The 13,637-nt window shown below is 56.8% G+C and carries 14 protein-coding genes; 5 read left to right on the forward strand and 9 right to left on the reverse strand.

Going from position 1 to position 13,637, the window contains the following annotated elements; translation table 11 throughout:
- Position 1 precedes the first annotated feature (1 nt).
- The 4 genes from ACLHV8_RS17105 to nudI all read left to right on the forward strand — a co-directional run bounded on the left by ACLHV8_RS17105 (position 2) and on the right by nudI (position 2,494).
- Positions 2-1,171: an HlyD family efflux transporter periplasmic adaptor subunit gene (locus tag ACLHV8_RS17105; RefSeq protein ID WP_208594136.1), complete on the forward strand. Its 1,170-nt coding sequence runs from the start codon at positions 2-4 to the stop codon at positions 1,169-1,171.
- A 194-nt stretch (positions 1,172-1,365) separates the two neighbouring features.
- On the forward strand, positions 1,366-1,665 hold the full coding sequence (locus tag ACLHV8_RS17110; RefSeq protein WP_028016772.1) for a type II toxin-antitoxin system RelE/ParE family toxin: 300 nt from the start codon (positions 1,366-1,368) through the stop codon (positions 1,663-1,665).
- 10 nt (positions 1,666-1,675) lie between these two features.
- Positions 1,676-2,023, forward strand: coding sequence for a HigA family addiction module antitoxin (locus ACLHV8_RS17115; RefSeq protein ID WP_128347362.1), 348 nt, complete (start codon positions 1,676-1,678; stop codon positions 2,021-2,023).
- Between the two features lie 45 nt (positions 2,024-2,068).
- A complete protein-coding gene (nudI, locus tag ACLHV8_RS17120; protein ID WP_128347361.1) occupies positions 2,069-2,494 on the forward strand; it encodes a nucleoside triphosphatase NudI in 426 nt (141 codons plus the stop codon).
- Positions 2,495-2,496: 2 nt separating this feature from the next.
- Here the strand turns inward: nudI and ACLHV8_RS17125 are convergent, their stop codons facing one another.
- The 3 genes from ACLHV8_RS17125 to ACLHV8_RS17135 all read right to left on the reverse strand — a co-directional run bounded on the left by ACLHV8_RS17125 (position 2,497) and on the right by ACLHV8_RS17135 (position 5,181).
- Positions 2,497-3,006: a DUF6622 family protein gene (locus tag ACLHV8_RS17125; protein WP_049008719.1), complete on the reverse strand. Its 510-nt coding sequence runs from the start codon at positions 3,004-3,006 to the stop codon at positions 2,497-2,499.
- Positions 3,007-3,091: 85 nt separating this feature from the next.
- On the reverse strand, positions 3,092-4,273 hold the full coding sequence (locus ACLHV8_RS17130; protein WP_208594120.1) for a PLP-dependent aminotransferase family protein: 1,182 nt from the start codon (positions 4,271-4,273) through the stop codon (positions 3,092-3,094).
- Positions 4,274-4,293: 20 nt separating this feature from the next.
- The gene (locus ACLHV8_RS17135) at positions 4,294-5,181 is read right to left on the reverse strand and encodes a LysR family transcriptional regulator (RefSeq protein ID WP_208594119.1); all 888 of its coding nucleotides are present in this window, start codon (positions 5,179-5,181) and stop codon (positions 4,294-4,296) included.
- Positions 5,182-5,279: 98 nt separating this feature from the next.
- On the opposite strand from ACLHV8_RS17135, the gene ACLHV8_RS17140 reads away from it, so the two are divergent.
- Positions 5,280-5,882 carry a short chain dehydrogenase gene (locus ACLHV8_RS17140; protein ID WP_049008726.1) on the forward strand — a complete coding sequence of 201 codons (603 nt, stop codon included), beginning with the start codon at positions 5,280-5,282 and terminating at the stop codon, positions 5,880-5,882.
- On the opposite strand, the gene ACLHV8_RS17145 is transcribed toward ACLHV8_RS17140, so the two are convergent.
- The 6 genes from ACLHV8_RS17145 to fdrA all read right to left on the reverse strand — a co-directional run bounded on the left by ACLHV8_RS17145 (position 5,876) and on the right by fdrA (position 13,565).
- Positions 5,876-6,610 carry a class I SAM-dependent methyltransferase gene (locus ACLHV8_RS17145; RefSeq protein WP_208594118.1) on the reverse strand — a complete coding sequence of 245 codons (735 nt, stop codon included), beginning with the start codon at positions 6,608-6,610 and terminating at the stop codon, positions 5,876-5,878. The two genes, ACLHV8_RS17140 and ACLHV8_RS17145, sit on opposite strands and share 7 nt — an antisense overlap.
- 102 nt (positions 6,611-6,712) lie before the next feature.
- Complete coding sequence (locus ACLHV8_RS17150; RefSeq protein WP_208594117.1) at positions 6,713-8,092, reverse strand: amidohydrolase family protein; 1,380 nt, start codon at positions 8,090-8,092, stop codon at positions 6,713-6,715.
- A 1-nt stretch (position 8,093) separates the two neighbouring features.
- Positions 8,094-9,050 (reverse strand): carbamate kinase family protein, encoded by a 957-nt coding sequence (locus ACLHV8_RS17155; RefSeq protein ID WP_208594116.1) that lies wholly within the window; start codon positions 9,048-9,050, stop codon positions 8,094-8,096.
- A complete protein-coding gene (locus ACLHV8_RS17160; protein ID WP_028016782.1) occupies positions 9,047-10,597 on the reverse strand; it encodes a hypothetical protein in 1,551 nt (516 codons plus the stop codon). The genes ACLHV8_RS17155 and ACLHV8_RS17160 overlap by 4 nt, the downstream gene beginning before the upstream one ends.
- 11 nt (positions 10,598-10,608) lie before the next feature.
- On the reverse strand, positions 10,609-12,024 hold the full coding sequence (locus tag ACLHV8_RS17165) for a DUF1116 domain-containing protein (RefSeq protein ID WP_316942856.1): 1,416 nt from the start codon (positions 12,022-12,024) through the stop codon (positions 10,609-10,611).
- A complete protein-coding gene (gene fdrA, locus ACLHV8_RS17170; protein WP_049008736.1) occupies positions 12,024-13,565 on the reverse strand; it encodes an acyl-CoA synthetase FdrA in 1,542 nt (513 codons plus the stop codon). The genes ACLHV8_RS17165 and fdrA overlap by 1 nt, the downstream gene beginning before the upstream one ends.
- Positions 13,566-13,637 lie beyond the last annotated feature (72 nt).

Raw genomic sequence — 13,637 nt, forward strand, 5'->3', positions numbered from 1 at the left:
AATGAACGATCTGGATAACGCCCTCGACTCCGAAAGCGGCTACACCGGTGCGCGACGGATCGTGATCTTCTCGCTGCTGATGTTTGTGGTGCTGGGCGTCTGGGCGTGGTTTGGCGTGCTGGATGAGGTGTCAACCGGCTCGGGTAAAGTGATCCCCAGCTCGCGCGAGCAGGTATTGCAGTCGCTTGACGGCGGGATCCTCACCGAACTGAACGTCCACGAAGGGGATCAGGTGCAGGCCGGGCAGGTGCTGGCGCGGCTTGATCCGACGCGTTCCGAATCGAACGTCGGCGAAAGCGCGGCGCGCTACCGCGCTTCACTGGCCTCCAGCGCGCGCCTGTACGCCGAAGTGAACGATCTCCCGCTGAAGTTTCCCCCTTCGCTGGCAAAATGGCCGGATCTTATTGCCGATGAAACACGACTTTACAACTCCCGCCGCGCACAACTGGATGACACCCAGCGAGAGCTGCGCGCCGCGTTAGACCTGGCGAATAAAGAGCTGGCGATCACCCAACGTCTGGTGAAAACCGGCGCTGCCAGCCACGTAGAGGTGCTACGGTTGCAGCGGCAAAAAAGTGACCTGGAGCTGAAGCTCACCGATGTGCGCTCCCAGTATTACGTTCAGGCCCGCGAGGCGTTATCCAAGGCCAACGCCGAGGTGGATATGGTCTCCGCCATTCTTAAAGGCCGCCAGGACTCCGTCACCCGTCTGACCGTAAAATCCCCGGTGCGCGGGATCGTCAAAAACATCAAGGTCACCACCATCGGCGGCGTGATCCCGCCCAACGGCGAGCTGATGGAGATTGTGCCGGTGGACGATCATCTGCTGATTGAAACCCGCCTCTCGCCGCGCGATATCGCCTTTATCCACCCGAACCAGGAGGCACTGGTGAAGATCACCGCCTACGATTACGCCATTTACGGCGGGCTGCACGGGGTCGTGGAGACGATTTCCCCGGACACTATTCAGGACGAGGCCAAGCCGGAGGTGTTCTATTACCGGGTCTTTATCCGCACCAGCCAGGACTACCTGGTGAATAAAGCGGGCAGGCACTTTTCGATTGTGCCGGGGATGATTGCGACGGTGGACATTAAGACCGGAGAGAAAACGGTGCTGGATTATCTGATTAAGCCGTTTAACAGGGCGAAGGAGGCGCTGAGGGAGCGTTAAGCCTGGAGTGCCGCCGGGCATTAAACCGCACGCCAGAAGCGGAATCCACCTCGAAGAATTTACCTTTAGTCATGCATCCCACTTCCCTTCAGCCATCACAAGGGTAATATTACCCGCAGACAAAATGCACTTGCGCACAGTGCTAGAGTGCAATACTATTCACTCAGCTTCATGGACTGGAGCTCACCAGCATTATGATTAATCATTTTCGGGATCAATGGCTTGAGGATTTTTTTCTTTACGGTAGATCGAGCAATGTTATTCCTTCAAATCTGGAGACAGCGCTTGCGAGAAAGCTCGACATCATCAACGCAGCTACTTCTCACCGGGATTTGCGATCGCCACCGGGCAATATGTATGAAGCATTGAATCCTCCTCTGAAGGGATATTCCTCAATCCGGGTAAACAGGCAATACAGGCTTGTATTTCTCTGGACAAAGGGTAAAGCAGACGATCTCTACCTCTCTCCACACAGGTACACGCAACACAAGTGAGGCATCACCTATGACACTTCAACAGGCACACCGCAAACCTACCACGCCGGGCGACGTGTTGCAGTACGAGTATCTTGAACCGCTCAATCTGAAAATCAGCGATCTGGCGGAGATGCTTAATGTACACCGCAATACCATCAGCGCGCTGGTCAATAACAATCGCAAACTTACTGCCGATATGGCGATAAAACTGGCAAAAACCTTTGATACCACTATTGAATTTTGGCTGAACCTACAGCTGAACGTCGATATCTGGGAAGCGCAATCTAACTCCCGGACGCAGGAGGAGTTAAGCCGTATAAAGACCGTTGCGGAAGTCATGGCTAAGCGAAAATCTGGCCAGCCGGATGTTGCCTGATTCAGCACAAAATTTACCTACTCAATACTTTTTCAGGAAGAAATTATGCGCCAACGAACCATTGTCTGCCCCATCATCCAGAACGACGGGGCCTATCTGCTGTGCAAAATGGCCGACGATCGCGGCGTGTTCCCCGGTCAGTGGGCTCTCTCCGGTGGCGGAATGGAGCCAGGCGAAACCATGGAGCAGGCGTTGCGTCGTGAGATCCGTGAAGAGCTGGGCGACGCACTGGACATCGTCTCGGTCACGCCATGGGCTTTTCGCGATGACATCAGGGTGAAAACCTACCCCGATGGCACCACTGAGGAGATTTATATGATCTATCTGATCTTTGACTGCCTCAGCGCCAACCGGGCAGTCACTTTTAATGACGAGTTTCAGGAGATCGCCTGGGTTAGTCCGGAATCGTTAAAAGAGCTTGATCTCAATGAAGCCACGCGCATTACTTTCGCGCAGAAAGGCCTGCTGTAAATTCAGACCGGAACACGGGCGACATACACGCCAACATAGCGCGCAAATTTCCCGAGAAACACACCAGCGAACACACCGCCAGAGACGATCGCCAGCGCGCTCATGGCGGGCTGCTGCATTGTCTGCGGAGAGACCGCGCTCATTACGCCCAGCACATACTTCACCCCAAACGCCAGCATCATAAACGGCAGCGCGGTGTAATCTGCCTGGCGGAAAAGGCTGCGCGGCGCATCTGCGCGGGTGATAACCGCCTGCTTAATCAGGAAATACCCCAGCGCAGCACCGGCAAAGATCCCCGCCGTCCACAATATGACAGTCTCGGGAGTGAGCGTGCGATAGACCACCAGATCGTAGATATCCCAGATAAGAAAGATCGCCGGAATGACAGCAAGCCTCTCCAGCGTGACGGTAGTCGGCTGGCGGGCTTTAATGCCGCGGGAGATAAGGAAGATAAACAGCACCCACACCCAGACGGGCGTGTGCGTAACGACACCGATCAGAAATTCAAACATGGAGATCACCATGGAAGATAGCGGCTTTGGCCGCGCTGCAAGAATATTACGCATAACGGCGGAGACGCCATTATGCGCAGGTCTTTTACAGCGATTTTTTCAGGCGTTGAACCGCCTCTTTCAGCTCTTCATCCGTTGGCGTGACAAACGACATACGCAGCGTCGAATGGTCTGGCTCATTGCAGTAGAAAAATTCGCCCGGAACAAATACTACGCCGTTACTTAACGTTTTTTCCAGCCAGCGAGTGGTATTACTCCCATTTTTCATAGTCGCCCACAGGAACATGCCGCCCTTCGGCTTGTGGAATGACATCACATCACCCAGCTCGGCTTCCAGTTCTGTTGCGAACGTCTGGTATTTCTGGCGATAGGCTTCGCGGATCATTTTAATCTGATCGGCCAGACGACCGGTTTTCAGGTATTCGTACGTCATCAGCTGCGACAGCGTGCTGGTGTGCAGATCGGTGGTTTGCTTGAGATTCACCACCGCGCGCTTCAGCCACTCCGGTACCAGCACCCAGCCCACGCGGGTGCCTGGCGCAAGAATTTTAGAGAAGGTTGAGGTATACACCACGTTCTCTTCGTTACCGATATCTTTGGCGTGGGCAATTAACGGGCGGAAAACTTCATCGGTGTAATTAATTTCGCTGTACGGATCGTCTTCAATAATCACGAAGTCATAACGCTTCGATAATTCCACCAGCTGTTTACGACGCGGTTCAGAAAGGGTTACCCCACCCGGGTTACCAAATGTCGGCACAATATAAACCGCTTTAATGGGTTTATTGGCCACCAGCGTTTCGAGCTCATCCACTTTCATTCCGTCAGCATCGGTACCCACGGATTCAAAATTCGCCTGCGCCAGGCCAAATACCTGCAGCGCGGCAAGATAGGTTGGACGCTCGACGACGACGGTATCGCCAGGGTTAATTAATGCACGCGCCAGCACGTCAAGTGATTGCTGTGAACCAGAGGTCACGACCACATCATCCGCCTTACAGCGGATCCCACGCCCTTCACAGATGCGCTGAATTTCTTCCCGTAGCCCAGGAACACCTTCGGTCAGACCGTACTGGAAAGCTTCGCCAAAATGCTGGGATAATACGGCATCAGCGGCCATTTTTAGGCCTTCATGATCGAACAATGTAGGGTTAGGAATACCGCCGCCCAGCGAAATGACCCCTGCCATTTTGCTATGTTTTAATAATTCACGGATGGCAGATGATTGCAGGCCCTGCGCGCTGCTGGCGAGTTTATTCACAGACATTCTTTACTTACCTTCTTTTATTATATTGTGCCCAATCTTAGCAGAATATGGGCGATAAATTCTGTTAGCTTAGGGAGCGGTCGTAAATCCTGACGCCACAACAAATGCACCGGTCTTGGCTCTGGAATGTAATCCTCCAGCACCCGCACCAGCCGACCACTTTCCAGCTCTTCCGCGACCAGCACTTCCGGTTGTAATAACAGCCCCGCCCCGGCTCTTGCGGCCATCCGCAGCCCGTAGCCGTCGTTGCATCTTAGGATGGCATCACGCTTCCAGCGCACCTCCCCTTCGACACCCGGCAGCCGCCATTCATTGCGTGCAGTCCACACGCTGTGGGACAGGCAAAGATGATCCACCAGATCGGCAGGCGTTTGTGGCGTGCCGTAGTGCGCCAGATAATCAGGCGCGGCGCAGATCACCATTCGATAAGGACAGAGGTATTTCGCGACCAGGTCGTCGTTGCGAATGTCGCCAATGCGGATGGCCAGATCGACGCCCTCCTGCACCAGATCCACCATCCGATTGGTCAGATCCAGCTCCACGCGCACTTCCGGGTAGCGTTGCAAAAAGGTGGCGGTGAGCGGTGCAATCATGCAGCCGCCAAAGGACGTGGGGGCCGTTACCCGCAGCGTGCCAGCAGGTGTTGCGCGCAGTCGCTCGACCGCGCTTTCGGCGATGGCAACCTGCTCCAGTACCCGCTTCGCCTCGTCGAAATAGACTCGTCCGGCGTCGGTCAGGCTCTGGCGTCGCGTATTACGCTCCAGAAGACGCGTACCAAGTTGAGACTCCAGCAACGCAATATACTTCCCCACCATCACCGCCGACATCTCCAGCCGTGCCGCCGCACCGGTGAAACTGCCGCTTTCTACCACGGCAATAAAGGTCTCCATGCTGCGAAGCTTATCCATATTCCAAACCTCTGGTTAGTAATCTTCTAACTTTAGCCCAGTTTATCTGCATTTTTATTTATTAAAGAATGAAGGCTCACAACATTAAGGAGTCAGCGATGAAAATTGTCATTATTGGTGCCAGCGGTACAGTCGGTCGGGCAGTGACGGAAGAGTTGAGTCGTCGTCACGAGGTTATCCGCGTAGGTCGCACCCAGGGCGACTATCAGGTGGATATCACTTCCCAGGCGAGCGTGCAGGCGCTGTTTGAGAAAATCGGCCCGGTGGATGCCATTGTCTCTGCCAGCGGTGGTTTGTACTTCGGTCCGCTCGCCACGATGAAAGACAGTGATTTCAACCAGGGCCTGCAGGATAAACTGCTCGGACAGGTGCGCCTGGCGCTGACCGGCCAGCATTACCTGAACGAAGGTGGATCAATTACGCTAATCAGCGGAATTGTGGCGCACGAGCCGATTGCGCAGGGGGTGAATGCCACCACGGTAAATGCCGCGCTGGAAGGGTTTGTTCGCGCCGCAGCCTGCGAACTGCCGCGCGGGATCCGCATCAACCTGATTAGCCCAACGGTACTCACCGAATCTGCTGAAGCCTACGATGGTTTCTTCCCGGGCTTTGAAAGCGTGCCCGCCGCGACCGTCGCCCAGGTCTATCGTCGCAGCGTAGAAGGCGTGCAGAGCGGGCGGGTGTATAAGGTGGGTTATTGACCCTTTCGGGCGGAAATGAGTACCAGCATCGGACGTTCCGCCTCTTCGGCCAGTGCAGGCCAGGCGTCAATTTGAGCCTGCGTTGGCCCCCATTCGTTGATTTCGCTCAGAGTTAATCCGGCCTTGATCAACGCGTTAAGCGTGGTGCCCAGCGTGCGGTGGTATTTGATCACCCCGTCTGCCAGCCAGTTGCTGACGCGCTGGCCTTCGTCCTGATAATGGTTCACACCCCAGAACCGCTCTCCGTTATCGTCGGTCAGCCAGCCCTGACGCGTAGCGCAGGTGTAAATCGGGTGTTCCATCGAAAAGACCAGGCTGCCGCCGGGTTTGAGCGCGCGCTGAACGTTGGCGAATAGCGTGTCCAACTCCGGCAGGTAGTGTAGCGCCAGCGAGCTGTAGATCAGATCGAGGCTGTTCTCGTTGAGCTTAAGAGATTCCAGATCGCTGCGTTGATAGCGAATCCCGTCATCGTGGGTCAACTCCGCCGCACGGGCGAGCATCTTTTCCGAGATATCCACGCCGGTCACTTCAGACGCGCCCAGTTCACGCGCGGCGCGGCAGAACCAGCCGTAGCCACAGCCGAGATCGACAATCGATTTACCGGTTAGGTCGGGCAGCATGTTTTTCAGCGCGGGCCACTCCGGCGCGCCGTCCAGACCCTGCACCGAGCGCGGAAGCTGGGCGTAGCCCTCGAAAAACGCCGGGTTGTCGTAGATGTTTTGTGCCATGGCAGATCCCTCTTTTAGAATGTGCCTCCCAGTATAAAGCATTCCCTGCGGCCTGATGCCCTCACCCCAACCCTCTCCCACCGGGAGAGGGCGAAATGCACGTCAACCCACAACGCCCCAAACGAGGTTGCCATTATGGAACGTCGCGGTGCGCGGGGAAATACGCGCCACGGCTTCGGCGGAGCAGGAAGCGTCTACCAGCACAAAACTGGCGTCGTCCTGCGCTTTCGGCCACACGCGCTCGCCTTTGTCGTTCAGCGGCAGCACGTCGCCGGTGGCGATACCGAGCGCGCGGGAGAGCGTCTGCTCGTTTGGTCGAATATAAAGCTGAGCGTACAGGTTGGCTTTTTCCAGCATGTCCCCCAGGCCATACGGAGACCAGTGGTCGATTACGCTGTCGGTACCCGTCATCACAAACACGCCTTTATCCCGCAACTGCTTTAGCGGCATATGTAGAGTGCCAATCGGCACGGTAGAGGCGATGGTTACCTGCTGTGCTGCCATGCGGGTGGCGATCTCATCCACCTGCTGTTCGTTGAGCGTGGCCAGCGCGAAAGCATGGCTGATGGTCAGTTTGCCCTTCAGCTCTGGCGTTTTCTCCACGGTTTCCACCATGTAATTCACCGCTGCCACACCCGCCGGGCTGGTTTCGTGCAGGTGAATGTCCACTCCTTTGTCGTAGTCCAGCGCAATCTGGAACATGGTGTCGAGGGATTTCTCCATCGCGCCATCCACGTTGGTGGGATCGAGTCCACCCACGTAGTGCGCGCCGGCCTGCATCGCCTCACGCATCAGTTTTTCAGAGTTCGATAGCAGCAGGCCGTGCTGCGGGAAGGCGACGATTTCGCAGTCGAAACCGGGCTTACGACGCGCCAGTACCGCCTGTAAATTTTCCAGGTTTTTCAGGCCGGAAACCGGCTCAATATTGCAGTGGCTGCGGGCGATGGTGGACCCTTTGGACTGGATCAGGTCGATCAGCTTTTCCGCGCGCTCCTGGGTGTAGGGCTGTAATTCCGGCAGCAGCTTCTGCTCAAGGCGGATCATGTCCTGAATCGTGGTGCCCGCCGGGCGGTTCAGGGAGCGCCACGGGCCGCCATAGAAGGTTTTATCGAGATGGATGTGCATGTCGCGCATCGCCGGCAGCATCAGTTTACTGCCCGCATCGTAGTGCGGCAGCGTGGCATCAGCGTGGCTTTTGTTATCCCGCAGGGTGACGATCTTCCCGTCTTTAATCTCCAGCGTTTTCAGCTCGGTGCGGGTGCTGGTCGCCACGCCGCCGTCGAAATTGAACCCGGCTTCCAGCAGGACGTTATCCAGATAATAGTGTTTTGCGGTGATGCTCATCGGTTTGCCCGTCTCGCAGGTTGGCTTCGCAGTATCCGCAGCATACGCGACAGATCCGGTCGCACCAAACAGTGCGCAGGCGGTGACCATTTTGCCGCTCTGGCTGATAAACTCGCGTCGGCTTTTGTTTTCACTCATCTTATCTTCCCTCATTAACAATATGGGTGCCGGTTTCACCGCGCAGCGCCGCAGGCAGGCTGTCCGGCGAGGTGATGATCACCCGCTTGCCGCCGTGGTGTAAAAATTCCAGCGAGGCGATGATTTTGGGCAGCATGCTGCCCGCCGGGAAATGGCCTTCATCCATATACCGCGACATTTGCGCCACGTTGACGGTGTCCAGCGCCTGCTGATTTGGCTTGCCGAAGTTGATACACACTTTTTCCACGCCGGTGGTGATCGCCAGCACATCAGCGCGGATCTCACGTGCCAGCAATGCGGTGGAGAGATCCTTATCAATCACCGCATCGACGCTCTGGTAATCACCTTCAGGTGTGCGAACCACCGGAATACCGCCGCCGCCCGCGCCAATCACCACAAAACCTTTCTGCGTCAGCGTCTTGATGGCATCGGCTTCGACAATCCGCAACGGCTGTGGAGACGCCACTACGCGGCGATAACCCCGGCCAGAGTCCTCAACAAAATGCCAGTCCGGGTGGGCGAGTTGCAGCTCATCGCGCTGCACTTCACTAAAGAACGCGCCGATGGGTTTAGTGGGATGGGTGAAGCCCGGATCATTTTTATCCACCTCCACCTGAGTAACGACCGTGACCGCTTTTTGCTCCCCGCGTGCGGCAAGGCGGTTATTTAACGCCTGCTGGATCAGGTAGCCAATACCGCCCTGCGTATCTGCCACACAGTTCGCCAGCGGAGTCAGCGGCAGCCCTTCCCGCTCGTGGGCGATTTCGGCGCGGCGCAGATCCAGCCCCACCTGGGGGCCGTTTCCGTGCGTGAGCACAATGTCGTAGTCGGATGCCAGCATCTCCAGCACCGACTCTGCCACCGCTTTGACCGCCAGCGCCTGGTGTTCAATCGACTGGCTGGCGTTATCTTTGATAATGCTGTTGCCGCCGATGGCGACGACCATAAGCTCTTTCATACGTGTTCCTTCGCAACAGTAATTTCAGCGCTCGCCGCTTCCCGGCTATCAAGGAAATGTTTCACCACAAACATGCCGCCCATCATCAGATACGCCGTGACAAACATCAGCGAACTGCCTTCGGCAAAGCCCACCACCGGGGCGTGGATCACCCCAAACAGCGCCAGCAACGCACCAACAGCCGCCGCAACGGCACCGCGCAGCGGTTTATTGATGATGGCGAAGATGGCGATACAACCCCACAGCATGCTGGCAAGCGGTGCGCCATTCCCCAGATGCACCAGCCCTTCGTAGTAGATGCCTTTGCTGTGCAGCACATCGGTACCGATTTTCGCCGCACTGGTGCCCGCCGCCCCCATCACGCTGTTCATCATGGTCAGCGCCCAGTTGGCGATCCACGGGAACAGACAGATGAAGATCACGGGCACTTCCACTTTGGGGGTTTCTCTCACCACCTGGTTGGCGGTCACCACGCCGATAAACACCAGAATCGGCACGATGGCGGTCATCGGAATGATGGCGAGCATAAACGCCCCCAGCCCGAACAGCGGCACGATGAACATTGTCACACCCGACGCCAGCGTATAGCCAATGCTGGCTCCCATCGCTTTCCAGCCCGCATGGCCAACATAGACTGTCACGGGGAACGGGTTACCCATCAGGCAGCCAAGCATTGATGCCAGACCATTTGCCAGCATCACTTTGCGGGTTGGGTATTCATCCCCTGCTGCGTGAGCACTCTCAATGTTTTCCAGGTCAAAGATGTAGTTTGCCAGCCCCAGAGGAACCGCCGAGGCAAGGTAAGGCAGCGCGTGCGGCAGGCCCTGCATAAAGCCTTCGATATGCACGGACGGCGGGTTAAAGCCGAACGATGACATCGACGCCTTGATCGCTTCCGGGCTTTGCAGGCCAGAGATCCACGCCAGGGCCGTACCGGCAACCAACAGCAATAGCCCTGTCGGGATGCGGGCGAAGATCGGCTTTTTGCCAAACCAGTTGATGAAGATCAGCAGCAGCACGATGAATGACACCGTTGGCGCCTCAAACGCCTGCAACATCGGGTTCATCGCCAGCAGCAGCAACCCTAAACCAGACAGGCACGACAGCAGCACGGTACGCGGGATCATCTTGCGGATGGTTTCTCCTAAAAATGAACCACCCGCCAGGATCATCGCTTCCACGAAGCACCACACCAGACCGATCTGGATGGCAAATTCCGCATCACCGGTCTGCTGATAAACCGGCATTAATACCAGGAAGGTCACGGTAAAAATCGACGGCGCGCTCGGGCCGGACGGCAGCGCAGTGACGTCAGTACGCCCGGTCTGGCGTGCCATCTGCAGGCCAAACCACGCATAGCAGACGCTCGCTACCAGTACCGCCAGCCCGAAGGCTGGCGCGATGCGTCCATAAACAATCTCCTTCGGGATGCCGACGACAAAAATGAGCAACCCCATCATGGTCAGCAAATTGGTCAGGTTGTTGGTCATGAGCCCGAAATAGGCCGCCCAGTCACCTCTTTTCCACTCCAGTTTCATGTTTTTCATGGATGCATGCCTTATAAAAAGTAGCGATCGCGGAAGGTCAACAGCGCCTTTTCAAAACAGCTAAACGGCGGGTGAACGATGCCCGCCCCAATCATGCCGATTCCGGCGTCCTTGTGGGCAATCGCGGTGTTGATCACCGGCAGAATGCCGCTGCCCGCCACTCTGGTGATGTCGATGGCAGTAGGAATGCCCATAAACGACAGCAGCGGAATGGTGACATTCGGGTTTTCACCAAGGGTGATTTCGCGCATCTGGCGAGAGAAGTCGATGGCTTCCTCGACCGTACCGCCCACCAGCGCCACAATCGCCGGGGCGGTTGCCATCGCAAAGCCGCCAATGCCGTAGGTTTCGGTGATGGCGCTGTCGCCGATATCCAGCCCGGAGTCTTCCGGTTTGTAGCCCGCAAACATCGGGCCAATGACCTGCTGCGCCGGGCCGGTAAACCATTGTCCGGGCAGGCCGGAAATACGCAGGCCGAATTCATAGCCGTTACGCGCCATGGTGGTCACTACGGTGCTGTATTCAATGCCGTGAGCGGCGTCCAGCGCGGCTTTACACATCGCCATCCACGTCGGGCCGGAGAAGTAGTCGCTGCTGGCAACAAACTCAAAGACCTCGCGCTGCTGCTCTACCGGGTAGCCCGCCTGAATCAACCCCGGCGTCAGCGCCTGGATCAGCAGCGTGGTGCCCGCGTTGTTGCGGTTGTGGCACTCGTCGCCCATGTGCAGTGCCTGCGCCAGCATTAAGCGCAGATCGATTTCACCGATGATGTTCATGGCGTCGCGCAGCATCGGGCCGAGCACGTCGCGCATCCAGTTCAGGCGGTCAATCACGCTCTGATCATTCGCGCCCATACGCAGAATTTTCGCCATCTGCTCGCTTAAGTTGGTGAACGCGCGGTTGCCGTAGGTTTTGTTTTCGACGATGTGCATGAACATTGAGGCAGAAGTGACGCCCGCCATGGAGCCTACACAGTCGTGTTCGTGGCACGGCGAGAAGGTGATTTCTCCGGAAGCCGCCACGCGTTCGGCGTCGCGGATATCTTTTGCCAACCCTTCAAACACCAGCGCGCCGGTAACAGCGCCTTTCATCGCGCCACACATGTTTTCCCACGTCACCGGTGGACCAGCATGCAAAATAGTGGTGCGGGTCATGCCTGGCACGACGTTGATCGCCTGGCCGTAACCCACCAGCACCGGATGAGACTGAATAATGCGCTCGAGGGCGAGGGTGTTGGCCGCGGCAATTTTTTCCGCCAGTGGTTTACTCGCCAGCTGGTCCAGCGCTTCCACCACCTGCATATTGCCCTGCCCCGGCGGTGTCCAGTCGAGTTGGGTGACGGGCACGTGCTGTTTTTTGAGGTCGTCACTGAACATCGCAATACCAACGTTAATCACGTTCAGCGGCTGGTTAAATAAAGTCGTCATTATGCTTTCTCCCCTTTGCAGACAAATTCACGCGCCAGTAATCCGGTATTGGTGCTGCTGCTGGCCCAAATCACACCTGCATCGGTCAGAAGCTGGCACTGCTGCACCAGCGACTGTGGATCCTGGTCAGTGCCCAGCACGTAGCCCAGAATTTCCAGCGGTCGGTTGTCAGCTTTCGCAATTGCCTGCGCCTCGTTAATGGCGTCGAGCATCACCCCTACCGGATCGTCGTGTGCGCCAAAGCCCAGCACGAAGTCCATAACGATCACCCCCACCTCCGGATCGCGCGCTTCCTGCAACAGGCGGCTGATGCGGTTAGTCGGGTCGATCATCGGGTGCGGTTTGCCGTTGGTGAAGTCGTCGTCACCAAAGTCAAGGAAGGTATGGGCTTTACTGACGTTGATGTCGCTCAGGCGTTTTGTTGGATCCGGCTGAATATTGCTGTAGACGTTGTCGAATTTCTCCAGCGCGGCAAACATGGCTTCATCGCACAGCGTGCCGCCGCAGAACAGCCCGCGAATGTACTTCTGCTGTGGAGTCAGACGGGCACGCACCTCTTCGATCAGCGGCCAGTTGAGCGGGTGCAGATCAAGTGACTCTTTTTTGATGCCGGTGAGCAGGACAGCTTTCAGGGCGGCTTCTTTAGTGCCACGGGCAAACTGCAGCCCGTCTTCATCGGCAGGTGGTTCATTGCGGCCCAGGAAACAGACAACCACAGGCTTACGGCAGGCACGGGCGCGGGCCAACACCTTTTCAGCGACCGCTGGTGCAGGCGGTTTGGAGATAAGTGCAATCACCTGCGTGGCGTCGTCCGCCTCCAGCATCTCGATGGCGTCGAGCATCATCAGGCCGCCGATTTTCTCGCTGAGATCGCGCCCTCCGGTGCCAATCAACTGTGACACGCCGCCGCCGAATTCGTGAATGCGCACGCTCAGCTCCTGGCTGCCGGTACCGGAGGCGCCGACAATACCAATCGGTCCGCGGCGCACCGCGTTGGCGAAGCACAACCCCGCGCCGTTGATAATGGCGGTGCCGCAGTCCGGTCCCATCATCAGCAGCCCTTTCTGGTGCGCCAGTTGCTTCAGCGCCAGCTCGTCGTCGAGTGACACGTTATCGGAAAACAACATCACGTTGAGATCGTTCTCCAGCGCCTGGCGCGCTTCACGAGCGGCGAAGGTGCCATTGACGGAAATCACAGCAAGGTTGCTGTCCGGGCGATGGGTTTTGGCGCTGGCAATCGTCGCATAGCGCGCTTCATGGGATCCCGCGCTCTCTTTACGCGTGAACAGCGCTTCAATGGCCGCCAGCGTTTCTTCATTTGCCGCATCGCCTTTAATCACGATCATCAGGTCGCCGTTTTTGGCCTCATTTAATTCCGGCGTTAATAATCCGAGATTTTTTAAGACGCCTTTGTTCATCTCCGTCGCCATGGCCACAAAGGCCTGCTCAACGCCCGGCAATTTATTGGCTTTGGTCGAAACGGACATTAATGAAACCGAATCGAAGTAGGTATTCTTTTTTATGACGATTTTCGTTGGCATTATTTTCTCCTGAAAGAGGATAAAAGCGGGCCGCCGTCGTGCAAAATGCACGCCGGTAAAATGCTTAATGTC

The sequence above is a fragment of the Enterobacter sp. CPE_E863 genome (genome assembly GCF_046521465.1).
Taxonomy (GTDB): domain Bacteria; phylum Pseudomonadota; class Gammaproteobacteria; order Enterobacterales; family Enterobacteriaceae; genus Enterobacter; species Enterobacter adelaidei.

Coding starts and splice junctions, on each gene's coding strand:
- ACLHV8_RS17160 (WP_028016782.1), bottom strand. CDS start 10,597: ATGAAAAACATGAAACTGGAGTGGAAAAGAGGTGACTGGGCGGCCTAT.
- nudI (WP_128347361.1), top strand. CDS start 2,069: ATGCGCCAACGAACCATTGTCTGCCCCATCATCCAGAACGACGGGGCC.
- ACLHV8_RS17130 (WP_208594120.1), bottom strand. CDS start 4,273: ATGTCTGTGAATAAACTCGCCAGCAGCGCGCAGGGCCTGCAATCATCT.
- ACLHV8_RS17135 (WP_208594119.1), bottom strand. CDS start 5,181: ATGGATAAGCTTCGCAGCATGGAGACCTTTATTGCCGTGGTAGAAAGC.
- ACLHV8_RS17110 (WP_028016772.1), top strand. CDS start 1,366: ATGATTAATCATTTTCGGGATCAATGGCTTGAGGATTTTTTTCTTTAC.
- ACLHV8_RS17165 (WP_316942856.1), bottom strand. CDS start 12,024: ATGACGACTTTATTTAACCAGCCGCTGAACGTGATTAACGTTGGTATT.
- ACLHV8_RS17125 (WP_049008719.1), bottom strand. CDS start 3,006: ATGTTTGAATTTCTGATCGGTGTCGTTACGCACACGCCCGTCTGGGTG.
- fdrA (WP_049008736.1), bottom strand. CDS start 13,565: ATGCCAACGAAAATCGTCATAAAAAAGAATACCTACTTCGATTCGGTT.
- ACLHV8_RS17150 (WP_208594117.1), bottom strand. CDS start 8,092: ATGAGTGAAAACAAAAGCCGACGCGAGTTTATCAGCCAGAGCGGCAAA.
- ACLHV8_RS17145 (WP_208594118.1), bottom strand. CDS start 6,610: ATGGCACAAAACATCTACGACAACCCGGCGTTTTTCGAGGGCTACGCC.
- ACLHV8_RS17105 (WP_208594136.1), top strand. CDS start 2: ATGAACGATCTGGATAACGCCCTCGACTCCGAAAGCGGCTACACCGGT.
- ACLHV8_RS17155 (WP_208594116.1), bottom strand. CDS start 9,050: ATGAAAGAGCTTATGGTCGTCGCCATCGGCGGCAACAGCATTATCAAA.
- ACLHV8_RS17115 (WP_128347362.1), top strand. CDS start 1,676: ATGACACTTCAACAGGCACACCGCAAACCTACCACGCCGGGCGACGTG.
- ACLHV8_RS17140 (WP_049008726.1), top strand. CDS start 5,280: ATGAAAATTGTCATTATTGGTGCCAGCGGTACAGTCGGTCGGGCAGTG.